The following is a 15,649-nucleotide window of genomic DNA, read 5'->3' on the forward strand; positions in this document are numbered from 1 at the left end:
GCCCAGGCCCTCAACCGCGAGCGGCAGCGCGCCCACCGCGGGCGGCAGCCCGCAGACGGCGGGCGCCAGCCCGCAGCTGAACCATGGGCGGGCGGGAGCGCGCGGAGCGGCTGCGACGAAGGAGTGGCCGCGTAGCACGCGTGGGAAAGACCCCCAGTCCTACTTGATCCGAGTGTGTTCCATTTCCCAGTTGGGCACCCACGTGTCTCCGCCGTCGGTGGAGAAGGATTGTTGCCAGGCGGCCTTGTCGACGCCGGGGGTCCACAGGAAGCGGACGTCGATCTCCTGGCCCTCCCAGACATCCGGGCCCTCGAAGACCCCGGTGCCGTCCGGACCGAAGGAGCCGATGACGGGGGTTTCCAGTTGGCCGCGGAGGCTGTTGATCCAATGGATGGCCCAGGTCTTGGATGACGGGTTGTAGATGCGGAGGGTCGCGCCGCGGAAGCCCTCGGTGGGGAACCAGCCCTCGTCGAAGCTGATGGCGCCGTCGAAGTACGTCGTGACCTGCATCTCGGACTGCATGTCGTACCACTCGAAGGGCTCGCCGAGTGCGGGGCGACGGCGGCGGTTGTGCATGTCCCACCGGCCGACGAGGAAGTCGAAGTCACCGGTGAGCTTGGGGACGTCGAGAGCGGGAGGCGGCGTGGAGCGGCGGGTGAAGTCCATGATCCAGTTGGCTTCCCAGGTCTCACCGCCGTCGTTGGAGTACGCCTGCTCCCAGTGCGCGGTCGTGTCCGTGATGTCCGACCACTCGTAGCTGCACAGGATCGGTTTGCCGTCGAGTTCGTCGTCGCCGACGAGCCGGCAGCGCGAGCCGTCTTCGGACCAGCCGCCGCGGACCGGCGGGTAGAGGCGCATGGTTCGGCTGTCGACCCACCAGATGCTCCACTCCTTGGCGACCGGGTCGAACAGCCGGACGGACAGGCCGTACGAGCCTTTGGTCGGGAAGCGCATCTCGTCGATGCTGATCGCGCCGTCGAAGTACGTGTGCGCCGTCGTGGTTCCGTCGTACTCCAGCCACTCGTCGGAGCCGGCGAAGGCTTGTTTCAGGGTTCGGTGCCGGACGTCGAAGTACCCGTTGAGGAAGTCGAAGTCGCCGGTCACCTTGGTCCAAGTCGTCATACCGCCAAGCTTCGACCCGATACCTGACAGTTCATGGCAGTGTTCCGGGCTAACCTCGGAGTATGCGTTCGAGTCGGTTGCTGTCGATCCTGCTGTTGCTGCAGACCCGCAGGCAGCTGACTGCGCGCGAGCTCGCCGACGAGCTCGAGGTGTCGCTGCGGACCATCTACCGCGACGTCGAGGCGCTCGCGGCGGCCGGCGTACCGGTGTACGCCGATCAGGGGAGGGCCGGCGGTTATCGCCTGGTCGAGGGGTACCGCACCCGGCTGACCGGACTCACCGAGCAGGAGGCGGCTGCGCTGTTCCTGGTCGGCATGCCGGGTGCGGCCGCGGCCCTCGGGCTGACCGCCGAGACGAGCGCGGCCGAGCTGAAGCTGCTGGCGGCGTTGGCGCCGAACCAGCGCGACCGGGCCGGCCGGTTGAAGAACCGCTTCCACCTCGACCTGCCTGCCTGGTACCAGGACGCCGAGATCTCACCCCAGCTGTCCGCCATGGCCGACGCGGTCCTGCACGACCGCCGGGTCAAGGTGCTCTACCGCCGATGGGAGGCACCGCGCGAGGTCGAGCGCGTCCTGGAACCGTACGGGCTCGTGCTCAAGAACGGCAGCTGGTACGTCGTTGCCGCGACCGCCGGCGGGATACGTACGTACCGGGTCTCGAACATCCTCGAGCTGACGCCCACCGAGGAGGAGTTCGCGCGGGCGGACGGGTTCGATCTGGCCCAGTTCTGGCAGGAGCACCGAGAGGGCTTCGACCAGATCCGCTTCACCGGTGAGGCCGTCGTCCGCGTGTCCGCGAGCCTGGCCGGCCGGATGTACGACGTCTCCTACCCGGCCCTGACCAAGGCCGTCAAAGCCACCGAGCCGGAGTCCGACGGCAGCGTCGTGGTCACGATCCCCATCGAGTCCGTCCCCAACGCCGCGGCCACCCTCGCCCGCTTCGGCGACAGCCTGGAGGTGCTGGAACCACCGGAACTCCGCACCGAACTGGCCGCCCTCGGCCGAACGCTGTCCAACCTCTACTCCTGAGCCGGCCGGTCGTGGCGCAGGTCACCGGTTCATGCCTGTTCCATATCGTATGAATTCCGTACTATATGGTTTACGGAGCAGGTTCCCGGTAGTGCGTGGAGGAGTCCGGAATGAAGATCACAGTGTTCGGGGCGAGGGGCGGGATCCGGGTCGTGCGTGGGGTGAGTCTGCTGTTCAGCGGACTCTTCGCCGGCTTCCTGCTGTGTGTGCTGGTGCTCGAGAACTCGTTGCGCGGCTTCGACGCGTCGGTCTACACCCAAGTGCGGCTGGTCGAGTTGGACTCGCTGGACACGCTCGCGTCGGTGACGCTGATCCCGGCGATCGTGACCACGGTGGTGCTCGCAATCTGGGCCCGAGGCAACGATCGGCGGGTGGTACTGGTGGCGGTCGCGCTGCTGCTGGTCGTGTTCGCGACGACGCTGGCGATCAACCTCCCGATCAACGCGGACCAAGCGTCGTGGTCGGTGCGGAACCCGCCGGCCGACTGGGCCGGCGTGCGCGACCGCTGGCAGGTCGCTCATGTGGTCCGCACCCTCGCGGCGATGGTGGCGTTCGGCTCACTGGTCGTGGCCGCGCTGACTCGCCCGAACCAGATCGTGGGGGACGGCGTGCGCCGTACGCCCCTGGAAACCGGTGGTGGTGTGGGCCATCGTCAATGAGTTGAGCAGGGCTTCCTCGACGGCTTCGGTGACCGCCTGGAAAGGTGCGCGAAGGTCGCGATCCGCAAAGGAACCGAGGCGGTTCGTGGAGTAGGCGATCGCGTAGTCGCCGCTGCCGGGTGCGTAGTCGGAGCCGACGCGGGCGAGCGCGAAGATCGCCCGTCGAGCGAGCCGGCCCAGCTGGCGGGCGTCCAGCGACAGGTCCGTGGCGACGACGATCATGCAGGAGTTGCCGTCGGCGTCGAGCGGCTGCGCCGGGATCGGGGTGCCGAGAACGGTGAGCAGCCCGGAGAAATTGGATTGCACGAGGGCACCGATGGTCCCGGGCTCGACGACGCGGGACGCCGTACCGATGCCGGCCTTGAAGCCGAGGGCCGACGTGCCCGTGCCGGCGCCGACGCAGCCCTCGGCGGGGAGGTCGGGTGAGGCCGAGTCGAGGGCGGCGTGGACGTGCTCCGGCGTGATCGGGCGGCGGCGGATGTCGGAGAGGAACCCGTCGTTGGTCTCGCCGACGACCGGGTTGAGGCTGGTCGCGCCGGGATCGCGGTCGAGCAGCCAGGTCAGCAGGGCGTCCCCGACCCGGAAGACGCTCAGCGTCCCGGTGAGCAGGATCGGGGTCTCGATCACGCCGAGCTCGTCGACCTGGGTGGAGCCGACGAGCTTCCCGTACCCGTTGCCCACCGCAACCGCCGCCGGCAGCCCGGCACCGTACCCGTCCGGCACGATCGCCGTCACCCCGGTGTTCAGCTCGTCGGAGGAGATCGTCGTCTGACCGACCCGCACGCCCGGTACGTCGGTGATCGCGTTGAGCGGACCCGGCGGCAAGGTGCCGACGACAACGCCGAGGTCACGGACTCTCCGGGGTGTCTGCATGCGACTATCGTCAGCCAGGTGCTCGAACACCTGACCGGCCGGGTCTGGATCTACCCCCACGACCCGGACCCGGATGCGATCCGCCCGTCCGTCGCCGTTATCGCCGACGACCGCGGCTCTGTCCTGATCGACGCGGGCAACAGTCCCGAACATGCCCGGTCCATCAGTACGGCGATCGCCGCGGCCGGACTGCCCGCGCCGAAGTGGCTCGTCTACACCCACCACCACTGGGACCACACCTGGGGCGCCTGCGCCTGGCCGGACGACGTCACCGTCGTGGCCCACACGTCAGCCGTCGAGCTGCTCGAAGCCGAAGCCGGCCGCCCGTGGAGCCATCGCTACCTCCACGACCAGGTCCAGGCCGACCCCGAACTCGCCCCGAGCTTCCGCGCCCGCGCTCTGGCCGTCCCCGACTGGACCGACTTCCGCATCGTCGTGCCCCACCAGACCTTCGACGACACCCTGACTCTCCCGACCGGCGTCGTACTGCGCCATGTCGGCGGCAACCACGCCCCCGACTCCCTGATCGCGGTCGACTCCGGCGTCGTTCTCATCGGCGATGCCTTCTACCCGCCGCCGTTCCACCTGCGCGCCCCTGACGACACCATCGACTACGCGATGGTCAAGCAACTCCTCTCCGAGCGCCACGCCTACTACGTCGACGCGCATTCGCCGCCACGCACCCGGAGCGCCGCCCTACTTGGGCTGTAGCGGAGACCTGTCGCCCACGAACCACAGGTGGCCGAAGGGATCCAGGAAGGTGCCCTGCCGGTGCACGCCCCAGGGCATCTGGTGCTCGCGCACGGGATCCCCTCGCCCGTCGGCCCCGGCGTCGACGGCGCGCTGGACGAAGGTGTCCGGATCGTCCACGAACACCTCGACCCGCACCGTCGGGAGGCCGACCGTGGCCGGTGTGGCCCAGCCGTTGTTGCCCGGCTCGCCGAGGAAGAACGCGGCGCCGCCGACGCTCAATCCGATCACGCTGCCCAGGTTCCACAGCTCCACGGCGCCGAGCGCCCGGGCATACCACTCCGCCGCGGCCGGTGCGTCGGACACCGCCAGCATCACCGAGATCTGCACCTGTTCGTCCACGACTCCAGTAACCCACAGAACAGGTCCGCCTACCGGACCTGGGGAGGATGCCGCCGCGGCGGCCCCGTAGGCTGGGCGGGCGATGAAGAGTTTTGAGGAGCTGTTTGCCGAGCTGGGTGAGAAGGCGGCGACGCGGCCGGAGGGTTCCGGGACCGTGGCGGCGCTGGATGCCGGCGTGCACGCGATCGGCAAGAAGCTGGTCGAAGAGGCCGCCGAGTCCTGGATGGCTGCCGAGTACGAGAGCAAGGACCGGGCCGCGGAGGAGCTGTCACAGCTGCTCTACCACGCCCAGGTGATGATGCACGCGCTCGGCCTGGACCTCGACGACGTGTACCGACATCTGTAGGAGCCCATCCCACAGATTCACCGGTTCACAACCCCAGAAAGGGCAGTCGCCATGCTGCGCGTCGCAGTACCGAACAAGGGCTCGCTGAGCGAGGCCGCCATCGAGATGCTCACCGAGGCCGGTTACAAGCAGCGCCGGACCACCAAGGACCTCACCCTCACCGACTCGGCCAACGAGGTCGAGTTCTACTACCTGCGCCCCCGCGACATCGCCGTGTACGTCGGCGCGGGCACGCTCGACGTCGGCATCTCCGGCCGTGACCTGGTGCTCGACTCGCACGCCGACGCGGACGTGATCATGGGCCTCGGATTCGGCTCGTCCACGTTCCGCTTCGCCGGCCGGCCCGGGGTCGCCGACTCGGTCAAGGACCTGGCCGGCAAGCGGATCGCCACGTCGTACGCCGGGGTCCTGCAGGACCACCTGGCCGAGAACGGGGTCGACGCCGCCGTGGTCCGCCTCGACGGCGCGGTCGAGTCGGCCGTCCAGCTCGGTGTCGCGGACGTGATCGCCGACGTCGTCGAGACGGGTACGACGCTGCGCCAGGCCGGACTGGAAGTGTTCGGGGACCCGATCCTGCAGTCCGAGGCCGTGCTGATCAAGCGGCACGGCGTGGAGACGCCGCCGAACGGGATCCAGCAGCTGGTCCGCCGGCTCGAGGGCGTCCTGATCGCGCGCAACTACGTGATGATGGACTACGACATCCGCGCCGAGGACGTCGACGCGGCCACCGCGGTCGCGCCGGGACTGGAGTCGCCGACGGTCTCGCCGCTGCACCGGCAGGGCTGGGTCGCCGTCCGGGTGATGGTCCAGCGGGCCGACGCGCAGCGACTGATGGATCAGCTCTGGGAGGTGGGCGCACGTGCCATCCTCACCACGGACATCCACGCCTGCCGGATCTGACATGACCGCCGGCGATCGGCTGTTCACGTTCCACCCGCGGATCGTCGCGCTGATGGCCGCCGGGATGGGGCTGTCGCTGATCGCCGTGTTCGGCGTGATCTGGTTCCGGTTGCCGGAGAACGCGCGGGAGACGTTCAGCTGGTTCCAGCGGCTGACGTTGCTGGCGTTCTTCGGCGCGGTGCTCTGGATCCTGTACCGGATGACGACCCTGCGGGTGACGGCGTACGCCGATCGGCTGCGGGTGCGGAACGTGTTCAAGTCGTACACGCTGCCGTGGTCCGAGGTGTCCGCGCTCCGGTTCCGCTCCGGTGACGCCTGGCTGCAGCTCTTCGATGCCGACGGCAATCGTCTGGGGATCCTCGCGGTACAGGCCGCCGAGGGGACCCGGGCGAGCCGGGCCGCCAAGGAGCTGGCGGCCGTGGCCCGCGAGCACGGCGCCGGGCCGGGCGCCAAGAAGCCGGACGCCTAGATCGACACCCGGAACGTCGTCGTGTGCGAGTCACCGGGCTTCAGGACGATCAGGTTCTGCCCGGTGATGAAGGCGTTCGGCGGACAGGTCATCGGCTCGACCGCGAGCGCCACCCGCCCGATCGCGCCACCGGTGTAGAGCTGCATCCACGGGGTGTCGCTGGTCAGGACCGACCGGGCGCCGCTGTCCGGATCGCTGAGCGTGACCGACCACAAGCCGCCGAGCCCGGTGAACGCGTTGTCGATCTCGAGCCCGCCGATCGCCCGGCCCGACCGGAAGTCGTACGGCGATCCGTCCACCGGAGCCGTCCCGATCGGCAGCATCCGCTCGGGCGACACCTCGAGCCACTCGGCCGCCCTGAACTCCAGCACGCACTCGTCGATCACCCGGCCGACGCTGAGATACGGGTGTACGCCGTACCCGTACGGCGCGTCGCTCGAGCCGACGTTGGTCGCGGCGGCGGTCACGGTCAGCCCCCCGTCGTCCAGCCGGTAGCCGAGCCGCAGATCGAGCTGATGCGGGTACCCGGGCTGACCGTGCAACCGGTGGCCCACCTCCACGCTCGCGGCATCCGAGTCCACGAGCGACCAGTTCGCCCACCGGGTCAGGCCGTGGATCGCGTTCTGCCGGGCCGGCTCGGTGAGGTACAGCTGCTGGTCGACGCCCTCGAACGTGTACTTCCCGTCCGTGATCCGGTTCGGCCACGGGAACAGGTGCTGGCCGATCCCCGCGTGGGCCGGCTCGTCCTCGCCGTACCCGAGCAGGACCGGGCGGCCGTCGTACGTCAGCCCGCGCAGCCCGCCGCCGACGCTGACCGCGGTCGCCTGGTAGCCGCCGGCCTGGATCGTCCACTGCTCCCCGGAGGGCAAGACGCTCATGCCCCCATCCTGACAAATTTCTCCGTGATCGGCTGTCCATGGGGGGCGAACCCGTTCGTGGTGATGCTGTAGACACGCTTACAGGAGGTTCTGATGAAGTACATGCTCTTGATCAACGCCGGTGAGCTCGACATGAGTGGGGGAGCGGTCGGGTGTGAGCCCGAGGACTGGATGCGGTTCGACAAGGAGATCACCGACGCAGGCGTGGTCGTGGCGTCGGAGTCGCTGGCCGACCTGGTCACCGCGACCCGGGTCCAGGTCTCGAACGACGGGAAGCGGACCGTGACTGACGGCCCGTTCGCGGAGACCCGTGAGGTGCTGGGCGGGTTCTACGTGATCGACGTACCCGATCTGGACGTCGCGCTCGACTGGGCCGCCAAGTGCCCGGGGTCGCGGGCCGGCGGGTCGGTGGTGGTCCGGTCGGTCGCGGAGTTCTGAGGTGGACCAGGTCGAGGAAGTCTTCCGGGAGGAGCGCGGCCGGCTGCTGGCCGCGCTGGCCCGGCGGTTCGGCGACCTCGACCTGGCCGAGGAGGTGACCTCGGAGGCGATCGAGGCGGCGCTGGTGCGCTGGCCGGTCGACGGCGTACCGCCGAACCCGGGCGGCTGGCTGATGACGACCGCCCGGCGGAAGGCGGTGGACCGGCTGCGCCGGGACCAGGTGTACGCCGCGAAGCTCGCCGTACTGCAGGTCGAGACGGACCGGGCCGAGCCGCCGCGACCGGGGGACGGGCTGCCGGACGAGCGGCTGGAGTTGTTCTTCACCTGCGCCCATCCGGCGCTCGCCGCCGAGGACCGGGGTGCGTTGACGTTGCGATGCCTGGCCGGGCTGACCACGCCGGAAGTGGCGCGGGCGTTCCTGGTCCCGACCGCGACGATGGCCAAGCGGATCGTCCGGGCGAAGACGAAGATCCGGGAGGCGCGGATCCCGTTCCGCGTCCCCGGGCCGGACGAGCTGCCCGAGCGCCTGCCCGGCGTGCTGCAGGTGATCTACTCGGTCTTCACCGAGGGGTACGCCGCCAGCTCCGGCCCGTACCTGCAACGCCTCGACCTCGCCGAGGAGGCCATCCGGCTGGCCCGGATCCTGCACCGGCTGCTCCCATCCGAGCGCGAGGTGACCGGGTTGCTCGCGCTGATGCTGTTGATCCACGCCCGCCGCGACGCGCGCAGCGCACCCGACGGCTCGATCGTGCTGCTCGAGGACCAGGACCGCCGCCGCTGGGACGGAGAGATGATCGCGGAGGGCCGTGAGCTCGTGGTCGCCGCGCTCACCGGCGGCCCGGCCGGACCGTACGCCGTCCAGGCCGCGATCGCCGCCCTCCACGACGAGGCGACCGACTTCGCCGGCACCGACTGGCCGCAGATCGTCACCTTGTACGACGTCCTGCTCGCGATCGACCCGTCACCGGTGATCGCGCTGAACCGTGCCGCAGCGATCGCGATGCGCGACGGCCCCGAGGCCGGGCTCGCGCTCGTGGACGAGTTGGCCGCCGAGCCGCGACTCCGGGACTACTACCCGTCCGCACTGGCCCGCGCCGACCTGCTGCACCGGCTCGAACGCTTGCCCGAGGCAACCACGGCGTACGAGCGGGCGTTGGGCCTGGCTGGCACCGAACCCGAACGAGACCACGTCCGCCGCCGGCTCGAGGAGCTCCGATGACCGATCCGCACGAACGCCGCAGCCGGGTGGTGGCTCAGGGCTGGGACCAGGCGGCGAGTGGCTACGAGGTGTACTTCGTACCCCGCTTCGCGCCCTGGGTGAAGGTGGCTGTCGACGCGGTGGGCGAGGTACCGGACGGGCCGGTCCTCGTGCCGTGCTGCGGGACCTTCCCCGAGCTCGACCTGCTCGGCCCACGCTTCCCCGGACGGGCGATCGTCGGCATCGACCTGTCGGCCGAGATGGTGCGACTGGCCCGGGAACGGGCGAGCGGGCTGCCGGACGTCGACGTACTCCAGGGTGACGCCGCGTCGCTCGACCCGCGCTGGTCCGGTGCCTGCGCGGCGGTCGTCTCGGTGTTCGGCCTGCAGCAACTGCCCGACCCGGTGGCCGCCGTCCAGTCCTGGTACGACGCGCTCCGGCCGGGCGGCCGCATGTGCGTCGTCTACTGGCCCGGGGTCACTGAGGAGAGCGGTCCGTTCGCGCTGGTCGCCGAGGTCATCGGGGCCCGGAGCGACCGTTCCTGGGAGGACCGGCTCCTCACGGCCCTCGACGGCGCCGTGATCGAGCGCGACGAACTGGTGTCCCGATCGATGACCCACCCCGATGCGGCGACGTACTTCGACGCCGCCAACCGGTCCGGATCGATGCGAGCGCTCGCGTTGGAGCGTGGCGACGACTACATCGCGGAGCTGCGGGCGAAGTACCTGCAGCGGGCTCCCACGGGGGAGTGGACCCACCATCCGCGTGCCAGGCTGCTGGTCGTTCGGAAGCCGCGGTAGCCCCGGGCGAGTGCACACTGATTCCATGCAGACGGTGTATGAAGCCGCGGGTGGGGCGGAAGGCATGCTGCGGCTGGCGCATGCGTGGCACGAGCGGGTGATGGCGGACGAGGTCGTGAGCCACGCGTTCAGCCACGGGTTCCGTGCGGACCACAGTGAGCGGCTGGCGGTGTACTGGGGTGAGGCGCTCGGCGGACCCGCCGCGTACTCCGGGGTGTACGGGGACGAGACGTACGTCGTCAGGCTGCACAGCGGGAACGGTCCGCACGAGGAGATGGATCGCCGGGCGATCGCATGCTTCGACGAGGCGCTGGTCGATATCGGACTGGCCGAGGGGGACCGTTTGTACTCGGTGCTCCACGACTACTTCGCCTGGGCGACCACTGGGCCGATGGCGCGCTACCACGGGTCGGCGGACGTGCCCGCCGGGCTCAGCATCCCGCTGTGGTCGTGGGACGGCCTTCAGGACGCGGCTGAGTCGTGAGGCGGTAACGCCACCGACTTGGTGATGATCTCCAGTGCCGGGTCGTGCGGGACCGTCGGGTCGCCGTCGACGACGACGTGCGCCCGGGAGCGGGTGGCCTGGTCGGCGAAGTGGTCGCGTTCCCAGCGCATCCACTCCAGCCAGTGGTCGCGCAGGGCCTCGCCGTCGCGCTCGATGCCGCGGTCCAGCCGGACCTCGTTCGAGGTCTCGATCCACAGGCGCAGGGACTGCCAGTGCCCGGCGTCGCGGTCACAGGACGTGACGCCCTCCACGATCAGCAGGTCGACGGTGACCGGTACGACGTGGATCTCGGCGTACGCACCGAGGTGCCAGTCGTAGCGGCGGTAGCGGCCCTCGCGGCCGTCGGCGATCCGCTGCAGCACGTGGTCGCGCAGGAGGCCGAAGCCACGGACGGCACCGGTCCAGCCGTCGTACAGGTCGTCCATGTGGATGACCCGGGTCTGCAGTCCGCGGGCCTCGGCCCGGGCCTGCACGTTCGCGGCCAGGGTGGACTTGCCGGATCCGGCCGGTCCGTCGATGCCGATCAGTCTGGTCCGGCCGAGGCGAGGTGGGCCGGCGAGGACGTTGTCCAGGAGGGTGTCGATGGTCAGGGGCGAGCCGTGGTCAGCGGCTTTCTCAGTTGATTCCATGTCGTTTCAGAATGTCCTCGATCTCGTCGAACTCCGACGATTCCTGCTGCTTGCCTTTGGACCCCTTGGACGGCTTGGCAGCTTTGGCGGGAGCGGCCGACGCGGGTGCGGGACCCGTCGCGGTCAGCTCACCCGCGGGCGAGGCGGGTTTTGACTTCTGTGCCTTGGGTGCGTCGCCGCGCCGGCCACGGGCCACGCCGGAGACGACGTACAGCACCACCGAGACGCCGAACAGTGCGACACCGGCCCAGACCGTCGGCGAGAAGATCAGGTGGGTGACCCAGCTCACGGCCGACCGGACGATGTCCCAGACCAACTCCAGCAGGCCGGTCAGGTACAGCGAGACCGGCAGCAGGGACCAGGCCACGCCGCGCGTGCCGGCCGCGACTCCGCGGCGCCGCCATGCGGCCCACGAGCCGATCAGGCCGAGCAGCGTGAGGCCTACGCAGAACGGCAGCAGCGTCAAATCGTTGAAGTCAGGCACATACCCAGGCTCGCACAGTCCGCGCCCGAACCAAGAGGGGAACAGCCCTGACCCACCCCTGAAACCGGGCTCCGGGGACAATGGCCGGGTGCAACCAGAACGGCGACTGGCATTTACCGGGTTCGACAACGACGACGGGTCGGCTGATCCTGCGCTGGCCGCGGCGCTTGCGCAGGGTGACCATGGCGCGGTGCTGGCGGCGTTGACCAGGGCGCGGCTGCTGGTGCCGGTGGTGGCGATGCTCGGCGAGGTCGAGTACGACGAGAGCGGTCTGGCGCACGACAAGACGTCGGACATGGCGGTCGCGTTGCTGCAGGGCCAGGACGGCCGCAACGCGTTACTGGCCTTCACCGGAACCGAGAGCCTGGCGCGCTGGAGCCAGGAGGCCCGTCCGATGCCCGCCCAGACCCAACTGGTCGCGACGGCGGCCATCCAGGAGGGCGCGGCCGCGATCGTCCTGGACATCGCCGGTCCGGCGGCCGGGGTGATCGAGACCGACGACGTACGGCGCTTGGCCGCCGGCCTCCAGGTGGTTCGCCTGGAAGACGGCGGCTACGCCTGGATCGAACCAGCTTCAGCCGACGGGTGAGCTGAGGGCGTCCATCGGTTTGGGGCGCATCGCGAGGCGGCCGGTGATCGCGGTGGTCGGCAGGACGAGCAGCAGGACGACGGCGACCCAGGCGACCAGGATCCAGGCCGGACCGGACGGAATCGGCCAGCCCCGGGTCGCGACCGCGATCGGAAGCACGGTGAAGGCTGCCGCGATCAGTCCGAGCACGAGACCGAGCGCCGCGATCACCAGACCCTCGAGGGCCAGCATCCGGCTCACCTGCCGCCGGGTCGATCCGGTCAGCCGTTGCAGCCCGAACTCCCGCCGCCGGTCGAGAACCGCGACCGCGATCGTGTTGATCGACGCGATCGCCGTGTAGGCGACGGCGATCCCCGCCAGCAGGTACCCGATCCAGGCGTCGACCCCGAGGCCGGCGTCGTACCCGGCGCCGAGCACCTCCCGGCCACTCATTGTTGCCCCCGGCCACTTCGACAGATCGGCCGCCGGGACCTTGTGGTCCGCGGTGCGGACCAGCAGTTGGCTGGGCAGGCCGGTCGTGGTGTGCGCGGCCAGCAGCGCCGACGGCAGAAGGATCGACTCGTAGCCGGACGGGCCTTCGGCCAGGGCCACCACCTCGAGTTTCACCAGCGCGTCGTCCCCGAGGCGCAATCCGATCTCCGACCCCACGTCGACTTTCAGCTTCTTGGCGGTGCCGGGCGGGAGCGCGACGGTGTCTCCGGTCAGGTCGTCGAGCGACCCCTTGGTCACCTTCCCCTTGTAGACCGGGCCGCTCAGGCCCAGCAGTGGCCAGGCGTCGCTGGTGTGCGAGGTGTCGTACGGCTCCTCGATCCAGCCCTTGCTGCGGACGAGTTCAGACGTCGCGGTGACGCCGGGCAGCGACCGTACGGCGTTGGTCAGGGAGGCCGGGATCCCGCCCGACGTGCTGGTCACGACGACGTCCGCGGCCAGGTTGTCCGTGGACGCGTCGACGGCCGCCTTCTGCTGGGTGGTCTGGGCGTAGATGTTGCCGAGGGCAATGGTCGTGGCGATGGTGATCGGGATCAGGATCGCGGCGAACTGGACGGCGCGGACCCTGAGGTTGATGACCGCGAGGACGCCGCTGGTCCCGCGCTTCTCGATCAGCGTGGTGATGCGGGGTCCGAGCGCGCGCTGGATCACCAGCGGGGCGAGGATTGCGACCGCGATGGACCCGGTCAGGCCCGCCGGGCCGCCGATCGCCGCCGCGTTGGTGGGGCTCATGAACAGCGTGGACACCGCGATCGACACGGTTGCACCGGCGAAGACGGCGCCGATGATCAGCCGGATCCGTCCCAGCGCGACCTCTGGTACGGCGGCCTCCGCGAGCGCCTGGATCGGGCGGATCCGGGCCGCCCGGCCGGCCGCGACGCCGACGGTGACCCGCAGGACGACGTACGTGAGGATCGCCGCACCCGCGAAGGGGAGCGGGCCTTGGTCGAACCGCAGTTGCGCCGGCACGATCCCGCCGTCGGTCAGCATCCCGAAGATCCAGTCACCCGCGATCCGCCCACCCAGCAGTCCGAGGACCAGGCCGATCACACCGACCACCATCGTCTCGGTGATCACCATCTTCCCGACCTGCCGCGGCGTCGCGCCGCTGGCCCGCAACAGCGCGAGCTCCCGCCGCCGCTGCCGGACCGACAACCCCACCGTGGCCGACACCACGAGCGCCATCACCACAGCCACCATCCCCCCGAACACTCCGGCCATGATGATCAACGGCAAACTCGTCGCAATCCCGCTGTACTCCGCCACACCCCGGTCGTCCCCGGTGTAAGCCTTGACCCCTTCCGGAAGCTCAAGCCGCTTCACCAACTCCCGCGCCGAAGTCCCGTCTGCCGGGAACACCCCCACGGCGTCGACACCCGTCGCGAAACGCTCGGCGTCCACGTCGGCGAAGAAGGCAGACGGTACGTCGACCTGGCGCTGAGCGGTCGCGATCCCGGCCAGGGTGAACGTCCGTGGCTCGCCACGCACGGTGACGCTGACCTGGTCGCCGGGCTTGGCCGGACCGGTCAGACGCTGGTCGAGGACAACCTCACCGGATCGCGGCGCACGGCCCGCGGTCAACTGATACGGAGTCAGGGCCGCCGAAGCCCAGCCATGTCCGGTGAGCGGGTCTGCCTCTGCGCCGGCGACCATGGCGGGGAATGTGCGGTCCGCGATTGCCTTTGCGACTCCCGGCGTACTCGCGAGCTTGGTCGCGAGGGATGCGTCGACGGGGTGGCGCTCGGGGTAGGCGGCTGAGCCGGAGCCGTTGGGTGGGTGGTAGGCCGGGTCGCCGGTGACGAGGATGGGGGCGGCGCCGAGGCGCTGCGGGGGTGCGTTGAGGCGGAGGCCGGTCTCCAGCAACCCGCCGGCGGCGCTCAGGAGGGCGCTGCCGAGGAGAACCGCGACGAAGATCGCGAGGAAGGCCGCGGTGCGGTACCGGAGGGTGGTGAGGGCGAGGCGGATCATCAGTCAGCTCTCCGAGCGGGACAGGCGACCGGCGCTGAGATGGGCGAGCTCCGCGGCGACGCCCTCGGCGGTCGGGTGGGTGGATTCCGAGACGATCCCGCCGTCCACGAGGAACACGACGCGATCGGCGTACGACGCCGCGACGGGATCATGCGTGACCATCACGACGGTCTGGCCGAGTACGCGCGACTGATCGCGCAGCAGCCCCAGCACCTCGAGTGCGGTGACCGTGTCCAGCGCACCAGTCGGCTCATCGGCGAACGTGATCGCCGCCCGTCCGGCCAGCGCCCGCGCGATCGCGACCCGCTGCTGTTGCCCACCGGACAGCTCACTCGGCCGGTGCCGCATGCGCTCGCCGAGCCCGACGCGCTGGATCACATCCGACACCCACGCCTGATCCGGCGACTTCCCAGCCAGAGTGAGCGGCAGTACGACGTTCTGCCGCACAGTCAGCGCCGGCATCAGGTTGAACGACTGGAACACGAAGGCGACATGCTCCCTGCGCAGCTCGGTCAGCGCGGTCTCGTCGAGCCCACGCAGGGACCGCCCGGCCAGCTGTACGTCACCCGAGGTCGGCGAGTCGAGCCCGGCAGCACAGTGCAACAACGTGCTCTTGCCGGACCCGGACGGCCCCATCACCGCGGTGAACGTGCCGGCCTCGAACCCGTAGGTGACACCGCCCAGCGCGGTGACCGCGCTGGGACCAGTGCCGTAGACCTTCCGTACGTCGGTCAACCGGACCGGCGCGTTCATGAAGCAACCAGTACGTCGGTCTTGCGGTGATACGACTCGTTGGTCCACCAGAGGATCGCGACGACCAGACCGAGACCGATGTCCGACCACAGCCACCAGGGCCAGTCGAAGTGACCGAACATCGCGAGTACGACCCAGATCACGAACTGCACCACACAGCTGACCAGCCAGACAGCGCTGAATGCTCGCAACGCAACGGTGAGACCGCGCGGTGGAACCGCGTTGGCCACCCCGTCGAAGACCTGACGGAGCTCGCCGCGGGTGCGGGCCGTGTCCAGGTGCTCGAAGCGGTCGAGGGCCTGCGGTGGGGTGAGTTCGCCCCGCCGAACAGCGCTCTCGACCTTGGCGGCGGCGGACTGCCGGTCCGCGGCGGACAACTGGAGCTGGTCGGGGAGCAACAGTGAGTCGAAGACAGTGTTCATCAGCTTT

At 70.0% G+C, this 15,649-nt stretch carries 20 protein-coding genes; 11 read left to right on the forward strand and 9 right to left on the reverse strand.

All coding sequences use genetic code 11. The features are described 5' to 3' along the window. Positions 1 to 159 precede the first annotated feature (159 nt). Positions 160 to 1,122: a hypothetical protein gene (locus ACZ6O0_RS26220; protein WP_465767620.1), complete on the reverse strand. Its 963-nt coding sequence runs from the start codon at positions 1,120 to 1,122 to the stop codon at positions 160 to 162. A gap of 62 nt (positions 1,123 to 1,184) precedes the next feature. Here ACZ6O0_RS26220 and ACZ6O0_RS26225 point away from each other — a divergent pair, with 62 nt between their 5' ends. Together ACZ6O0_RS26225 and ACZ6O0_RS26230 are read left to right on the forward strand one after the other, a co-directional pair. Further along, positions 1,185 to 2,150: a helix-turn-helix transcriptional regulator gene (locus tag ACZ6O0_RS26225; RefSeq protein WP_465767621.1), complete on the forward strand. Its 966-nt coding sequence runs from the start codon at positions 1,185 to 1,187 to the stop codon at positions 2,148 to 2,150. Positions 2,151 to 2,260: 110 nt separating this feature from the next. Beyond that, positions 2,261 to 2,809, forward strand: a complete 549-nt coding sequence (locus ACZ6O0_RS26230) for an anthrone oxygenase family protein (RefSeq protein ID WP_465767622.1) — start codon at positions 2,261 to 2,263, stop codon at positions 2,807 to 2,809. Here ACZ6O0_RS26230 and ACZ6O0_RS26235 read toward each other — a convergent pair. Beyond that, complete coding sequence (locus ACZ6O0_RS26235; protein ID WP_465767623.1) at positions 2,708 to 3,682, reverse strand: P1 family peptidase; 975 nt, start codon at positions 3,680 to 3,682, stop codon at positions 2,708 to 2,710. The two genes, ACZ6O0_RS26230 and ACZ6O0_RS26235, sit on opposite strands and share 102 nt — an antisense overlap. Positions 3,683 to 3,700: 18 nt before the next feature. On the opposite strand from ACZ6O0_RS26235, the gene ACZ6O0_RS26240 reads away from it, so the two are divergent. Beyond that, positions 3,701 to 4,393: an MBL fold metallo-hydrolase gene (locus ACZ6O0_RS26240; RefSeq protein WP_465767624.1), complete on the forward strand. Its 693-nt coding sequence runs from the start codon at positions 3,701 to 3,703 to the stop codon at positions 4,391 to 4,393. Here ACZ6O0_RS26240 and ACZ6O0_RS26245 read toward each other — a convergent pair. Continuing rightward, positions 4,379 to 4,774, reverse strand: coding sequence for a VOC family protein (locus tag ACZ6O0_RS26245; RefSeq protein ID WP_465767625.1), 396 nt, complete (start codon positions 4,772 to 4,774; stop codon positions 4,379 to 4,381). The genes ACZ6O0_RS26240 and ACZ6O0_RS26245 overlap by 15 nt on opposite strands. Before the next feature lie 82 nt (positions 4,775 to 4,856). On the opposite strand from ACZ6O0_RS26245, the gene ACZ6O0_RS26250 reads away from it, so the two are divergent. Genes ACZ6O0_RS26250 through ACZ6O0_RS26260 form a run of 3 tightly spaced genes read left to right on the forward strand, consistent with a single transcriptional unit; the run spans position 4,857 to position 6,489 of the window. Beyond that, on the forward strand, positions 4,857 to 5,120 hold the full coding sequence (locus ACZ6O0_RS26250; RefSeq protein WP_360167066.1) for a phosphoribosyl-ATP diphosphatase: 264 nt from the start codon (positions 4,857 to 4,859) through the stop codon (positions 5,118 to 5,120). 51 nt (positions 5,121 to 5,171) lie between these two features. Beyond that, complete coding sequence (gene hisG / locus ACZ6O0_RS26255) at positions 5,172 to 6,020, forward strand: ATP phosphoribosyltransferase (RefSeq protein ID WP_465767626.1); 849 nt, start codon at positions 5,172 to 5,174, stop codon at positions 6,018 to 6,020. A 1-nt stretch (position 6,021) separates the two neighbouring features. Then, a complete protein-coding gene (locus ACZ6O0_RS26260; RefSeq protein ID WP_465767627.1) occupies positions 6,022 to 6,489 on the forward strand; it encodes a PH domain-containing protein in 468 nt (155 codons plus the stop codon). Here the strand turns inward: ACZ6O0_RS26260 and ACZ6O0_RS26265 are convergent. After that, a complete protein-coding gene (locus ACZ6O0_RS26265; protein ID WP_465767628.1) occupies positions 6,486 to 7,367 on the reverse strand; it encodes an aldose 1-epimerase family protein in 882 nt (293 codons plus the stop codon). The genes ACZ6O0_RS26260 and ACZ6O0_RS26265 overlap by 4 nt on opposite strands. Positions 7,368 to 7,460: 93 nt before the next feature. On the opposite strand from ACZ6O0_RS26265, the gene ACZ6O0_RS26270 reads away from it, so the two are divergent. The 4 genes from ACZ6O0_RS26270 to ACZ6O0_RS26285 are packed head-to-tail and all read left to right on the forward strand — an operon-like array spanning position 7,461 to position 10,287. Next, positions 7,461 to 7,805 (forward strand): YciI family protein, encoded by a 345-nt coding sequence (locus ACZ6O0_RS26270; RefSeq protein ID WP_465767629.1) that lies wholly within the window; start codon positions 7,461 to 7,463, stop codon positions 7,803 to 7,805. Between the two features lies 1 nt (position 7,806). After that, positions 7,807 to 9,024 (forward strand): RNA polymerase sigma factor, encoded by a 1,218-nt coding sequence (locus tag ACZ6O0_RS26275; protein WP_465767630.1) that lies wholly within the window; start codon positions 7,807 to 7,809, stop codon positions 9,022 to 9,024. Then, on the forward strand, positions 9,021 to 9,803 hold the full coding sequence (locus ACZ6O0_RS26280; RefSeq protein ID WP_465767631.1) for a class I SAM-dependent methyltransferase: 783 nt from the start codon (positions 9,021 to 9,023) through the stop codon (positions 9,801 to 9,803). Before ACZ6O0_RS26275 ends, ACZ6O0_RS26280 begins: the two co-directional genes overlap by 4 nt. Before the next feature lie 25 nt (positions 9,804 to 9,828). Further along, entirely contained in the window at positions 9,829 to 10,287 is a 459-nt protein-coding gene (locus ACZ6O0_RS26285; protein ID WP_465767632.1) for a group II truncated hemoglobin, read from the forward strand. Here the strand turns inward: ACZ6O0_RS26285 and ACZ6O0_RS26290 are convergent. Beyond that, positions 10,266 to 10,937, reverse strand: coding sequence for a uridine kinase family protein (locus ACZ6O0_RS26290; RefSeq protein ID WP_465767633.1), 672 nt, complete (start codon positions 10,935 to 10,937; stop codon positions 10,266 to 10,268). The genes ACZ6O0_RS26285 and ACZ6O0_RS26290 overlap by 22 nt on opposite strands. Continuing rightward, on the reverse strand, positions 10,924 to 11,421 hold the full coding sequence (locus tag ACZ6O0_RS26295; RefSeq protein WP_465767634.1) for a hypothetical protein: 498 nt from the start codon (positions 11,419 to 11,421) through the stop codon (positions 10,924 to 10,926). The genes ACZ6O0_RS26290 and ACZ6O0_RS26295 overlap by 14 nt, the downstream gene beginning before the upstream one ends. Positions 11,422 to 11,509: 88 nt before the next feature. Between ACZ6O0_RS26295 and ACZ6O0_RS26300 the strand changes: the two genes are divergently transcribed. Next, entirely contained in the window at positions 11,510 to 12,010 is a 501-nt protein-coding gene (locus tag ACZ6O0_RS26300) for an SseB family protein (RefSeq protein WP_465767635.1), read from the forward strand. Here ACZ6O0_RS26300 and ACZ6O0_RS26305 read toward each other — a convergent pair. Genes ACZ6O0_RS26305 through ACZ6O0_RS26315 form a run of 3 tightly spaced genes read right to left on the reverse strand, consistent with a single transcriptional unit; the run spans position 11,996 to position 15,642 of the window. Next, entirely contained in the window at positions 11,996 to 14,467 is a 2,472-nt protein-coding gene (locus ACZ6O0_RS26305) for an FtsX-like permease family protein (RefSeq protein ID WP_465767636.1), read from the reverse strand. The two genes, ACZ6O0_RS26300 and ACZ6O0_RS26305, sit on opposite strands and share 15 nt — an antisense overlap. Before the next feature lie 3 nt (positions 14,468 to 14,470). Continuing rightward, positions 14,471 to 15,220, reverse strand: a complete 750-nt coding sequence (locus ACZ6O0_RS26310) for an ABC transporter ATP-binding protein (protein WP_465767637.1) — start codon at positions 15,218 to 15,220, stop codon at positions 14,471 to 14,473. Next, on the reverse strand, positions 15,217 to 15,642 hold the full coding sequence (locus ACZ6O0_RS26315) for a DUF1707 domain-containing protein (RefSeq protein WP_465767638.1): 426 nt from the start codon (positions 15,640 to 15,642) through the stop codon (positions 15,217 to 15,219). Before ACZ6O0_RS26315 ends, ACZ6O0_RS26310 begins: the two co-directional genes overlap by 4 nt. Between the last annotated feature and the right edge of the window lie 7 nt (positions 15,643 to 15,649).

It is taken from the genome of Kribbella sp. NPDC048837 (genome assembly GCF_055586945.1).

Excerpts from the sequence above, each read along its gene's own strand:
- ACZ6O0_RS26290 (WP_465767633.1), bottom strand. The coding sequence starts at position 10,937 with ATGGAATCAACTGAGAAAGCCGCTGACCACGGCTCGCCCCTGACCATC.
- ACZ6O0_RS26280 (WP_465767631.1), top strand. The coding sequence starts at position 9,021 with ATGACCGATCCGCACGAACGCCGCAGCCGGGTGGTGGCTCAGGGCTGG.
- ACZ6O0_RS26260 (WP_465767627.1), top strand. The coding sequence starts at position 6,022 with ATGACCGCCGGCGATCGGCTGTTCACGTTCCACCCGCGGATCGTCGCG.
- ACZ6O0_RS26250 (WP_360167066.1), top strand. The coding sequence starts at position 4,857 with ATGAAGAGTTTTGAGGAGCTGTTTGCCGAGCTGGGTGAGAAGGCGGCG.
- hisG (WP_465767626.1), top strand. The coding sequence starts at position 5,172 with ATGCTGCGCGTCGCAGTACCGAACAAGGGCTCGCTGAGCGAGGCCGCC.
- ACZ6O0_RS26265 (WP_465767628.1), bottom strand. The coding sequence starts at position 7,367 with ATGAGCGTCTTGCCCTCCGGGGAGCAGTGGACGATCCAGGCCGGCGGC.
- ACZ6O0_RS26285 (WP_465767632.1), top strand. The coding sequence starts at position 9,829 with ATGCAGACGGTGTATGAAGCCGCGGGTGGGGCGGAAGGCATGCTGCGG.
- ACZ6O0_RS26270 (WP_465767629.1), top strand. The coding sequence starts at position 7,461 with ATGAAGTACATGCTCTTGATCAACGCCGGTGAGCTCGACATGAGTGGG.
- ACZ6O0_RS26230 (WP_465767622.1), top strand. The coding sequence starts at position 2,261 with ATGAAGATCACAGTGTTCGGGGCGAGGGGCGGGATCCGGGTCGTGCGT.
- ACZ6O0_RS26235 (WP_465767623.1), bottom strand. The coding sequence starts at position 3,682 with ATGCAGACACCCCGGAGAGTCCGTGACCTCGGCGTTGTCGTCGGCACC.
- ACZ6O0_RS26225 (WP_465767621.1), top strand. The coding sequence starts at position 1,185 with ATGCGTTCGAGTCGGTTGCTGTCGATCCTGCTGTTGCTGCAGACCCGC.
- ACZ6O0_RS26305 (WP_465767636.1), bottom strand. The coding sequence starts at position 14,467 with ATGATCCGCCTCGCCCTCACCACCCTCCGGTACCGCACCGCGGCCTTC.
- ACZ6O0_RS26310 (WP_465767637.1), bottom strand. The coding sequence starts at position 15,220 with ATGAACGCGCCGGTCCGGTTGACCGACGTACGGAAGGTCTACGGCACT.
- ACZ6O0_RS26315 (WP_465767638.1), bottom strand. The coding sequence starts at position 15,642 with ATGAACACTGTCTTCGACTCACTGTTGCTCCCCGACCAGCTCCAGTTG.
- ACZ6O0_RS26220 (WP_465767620.1), bottom strand. The coding sequence starts at position 1,122 with ATGACGACTTGGACCAAGGTGACCGGCGACTTCGACTTCCTCAACGGG.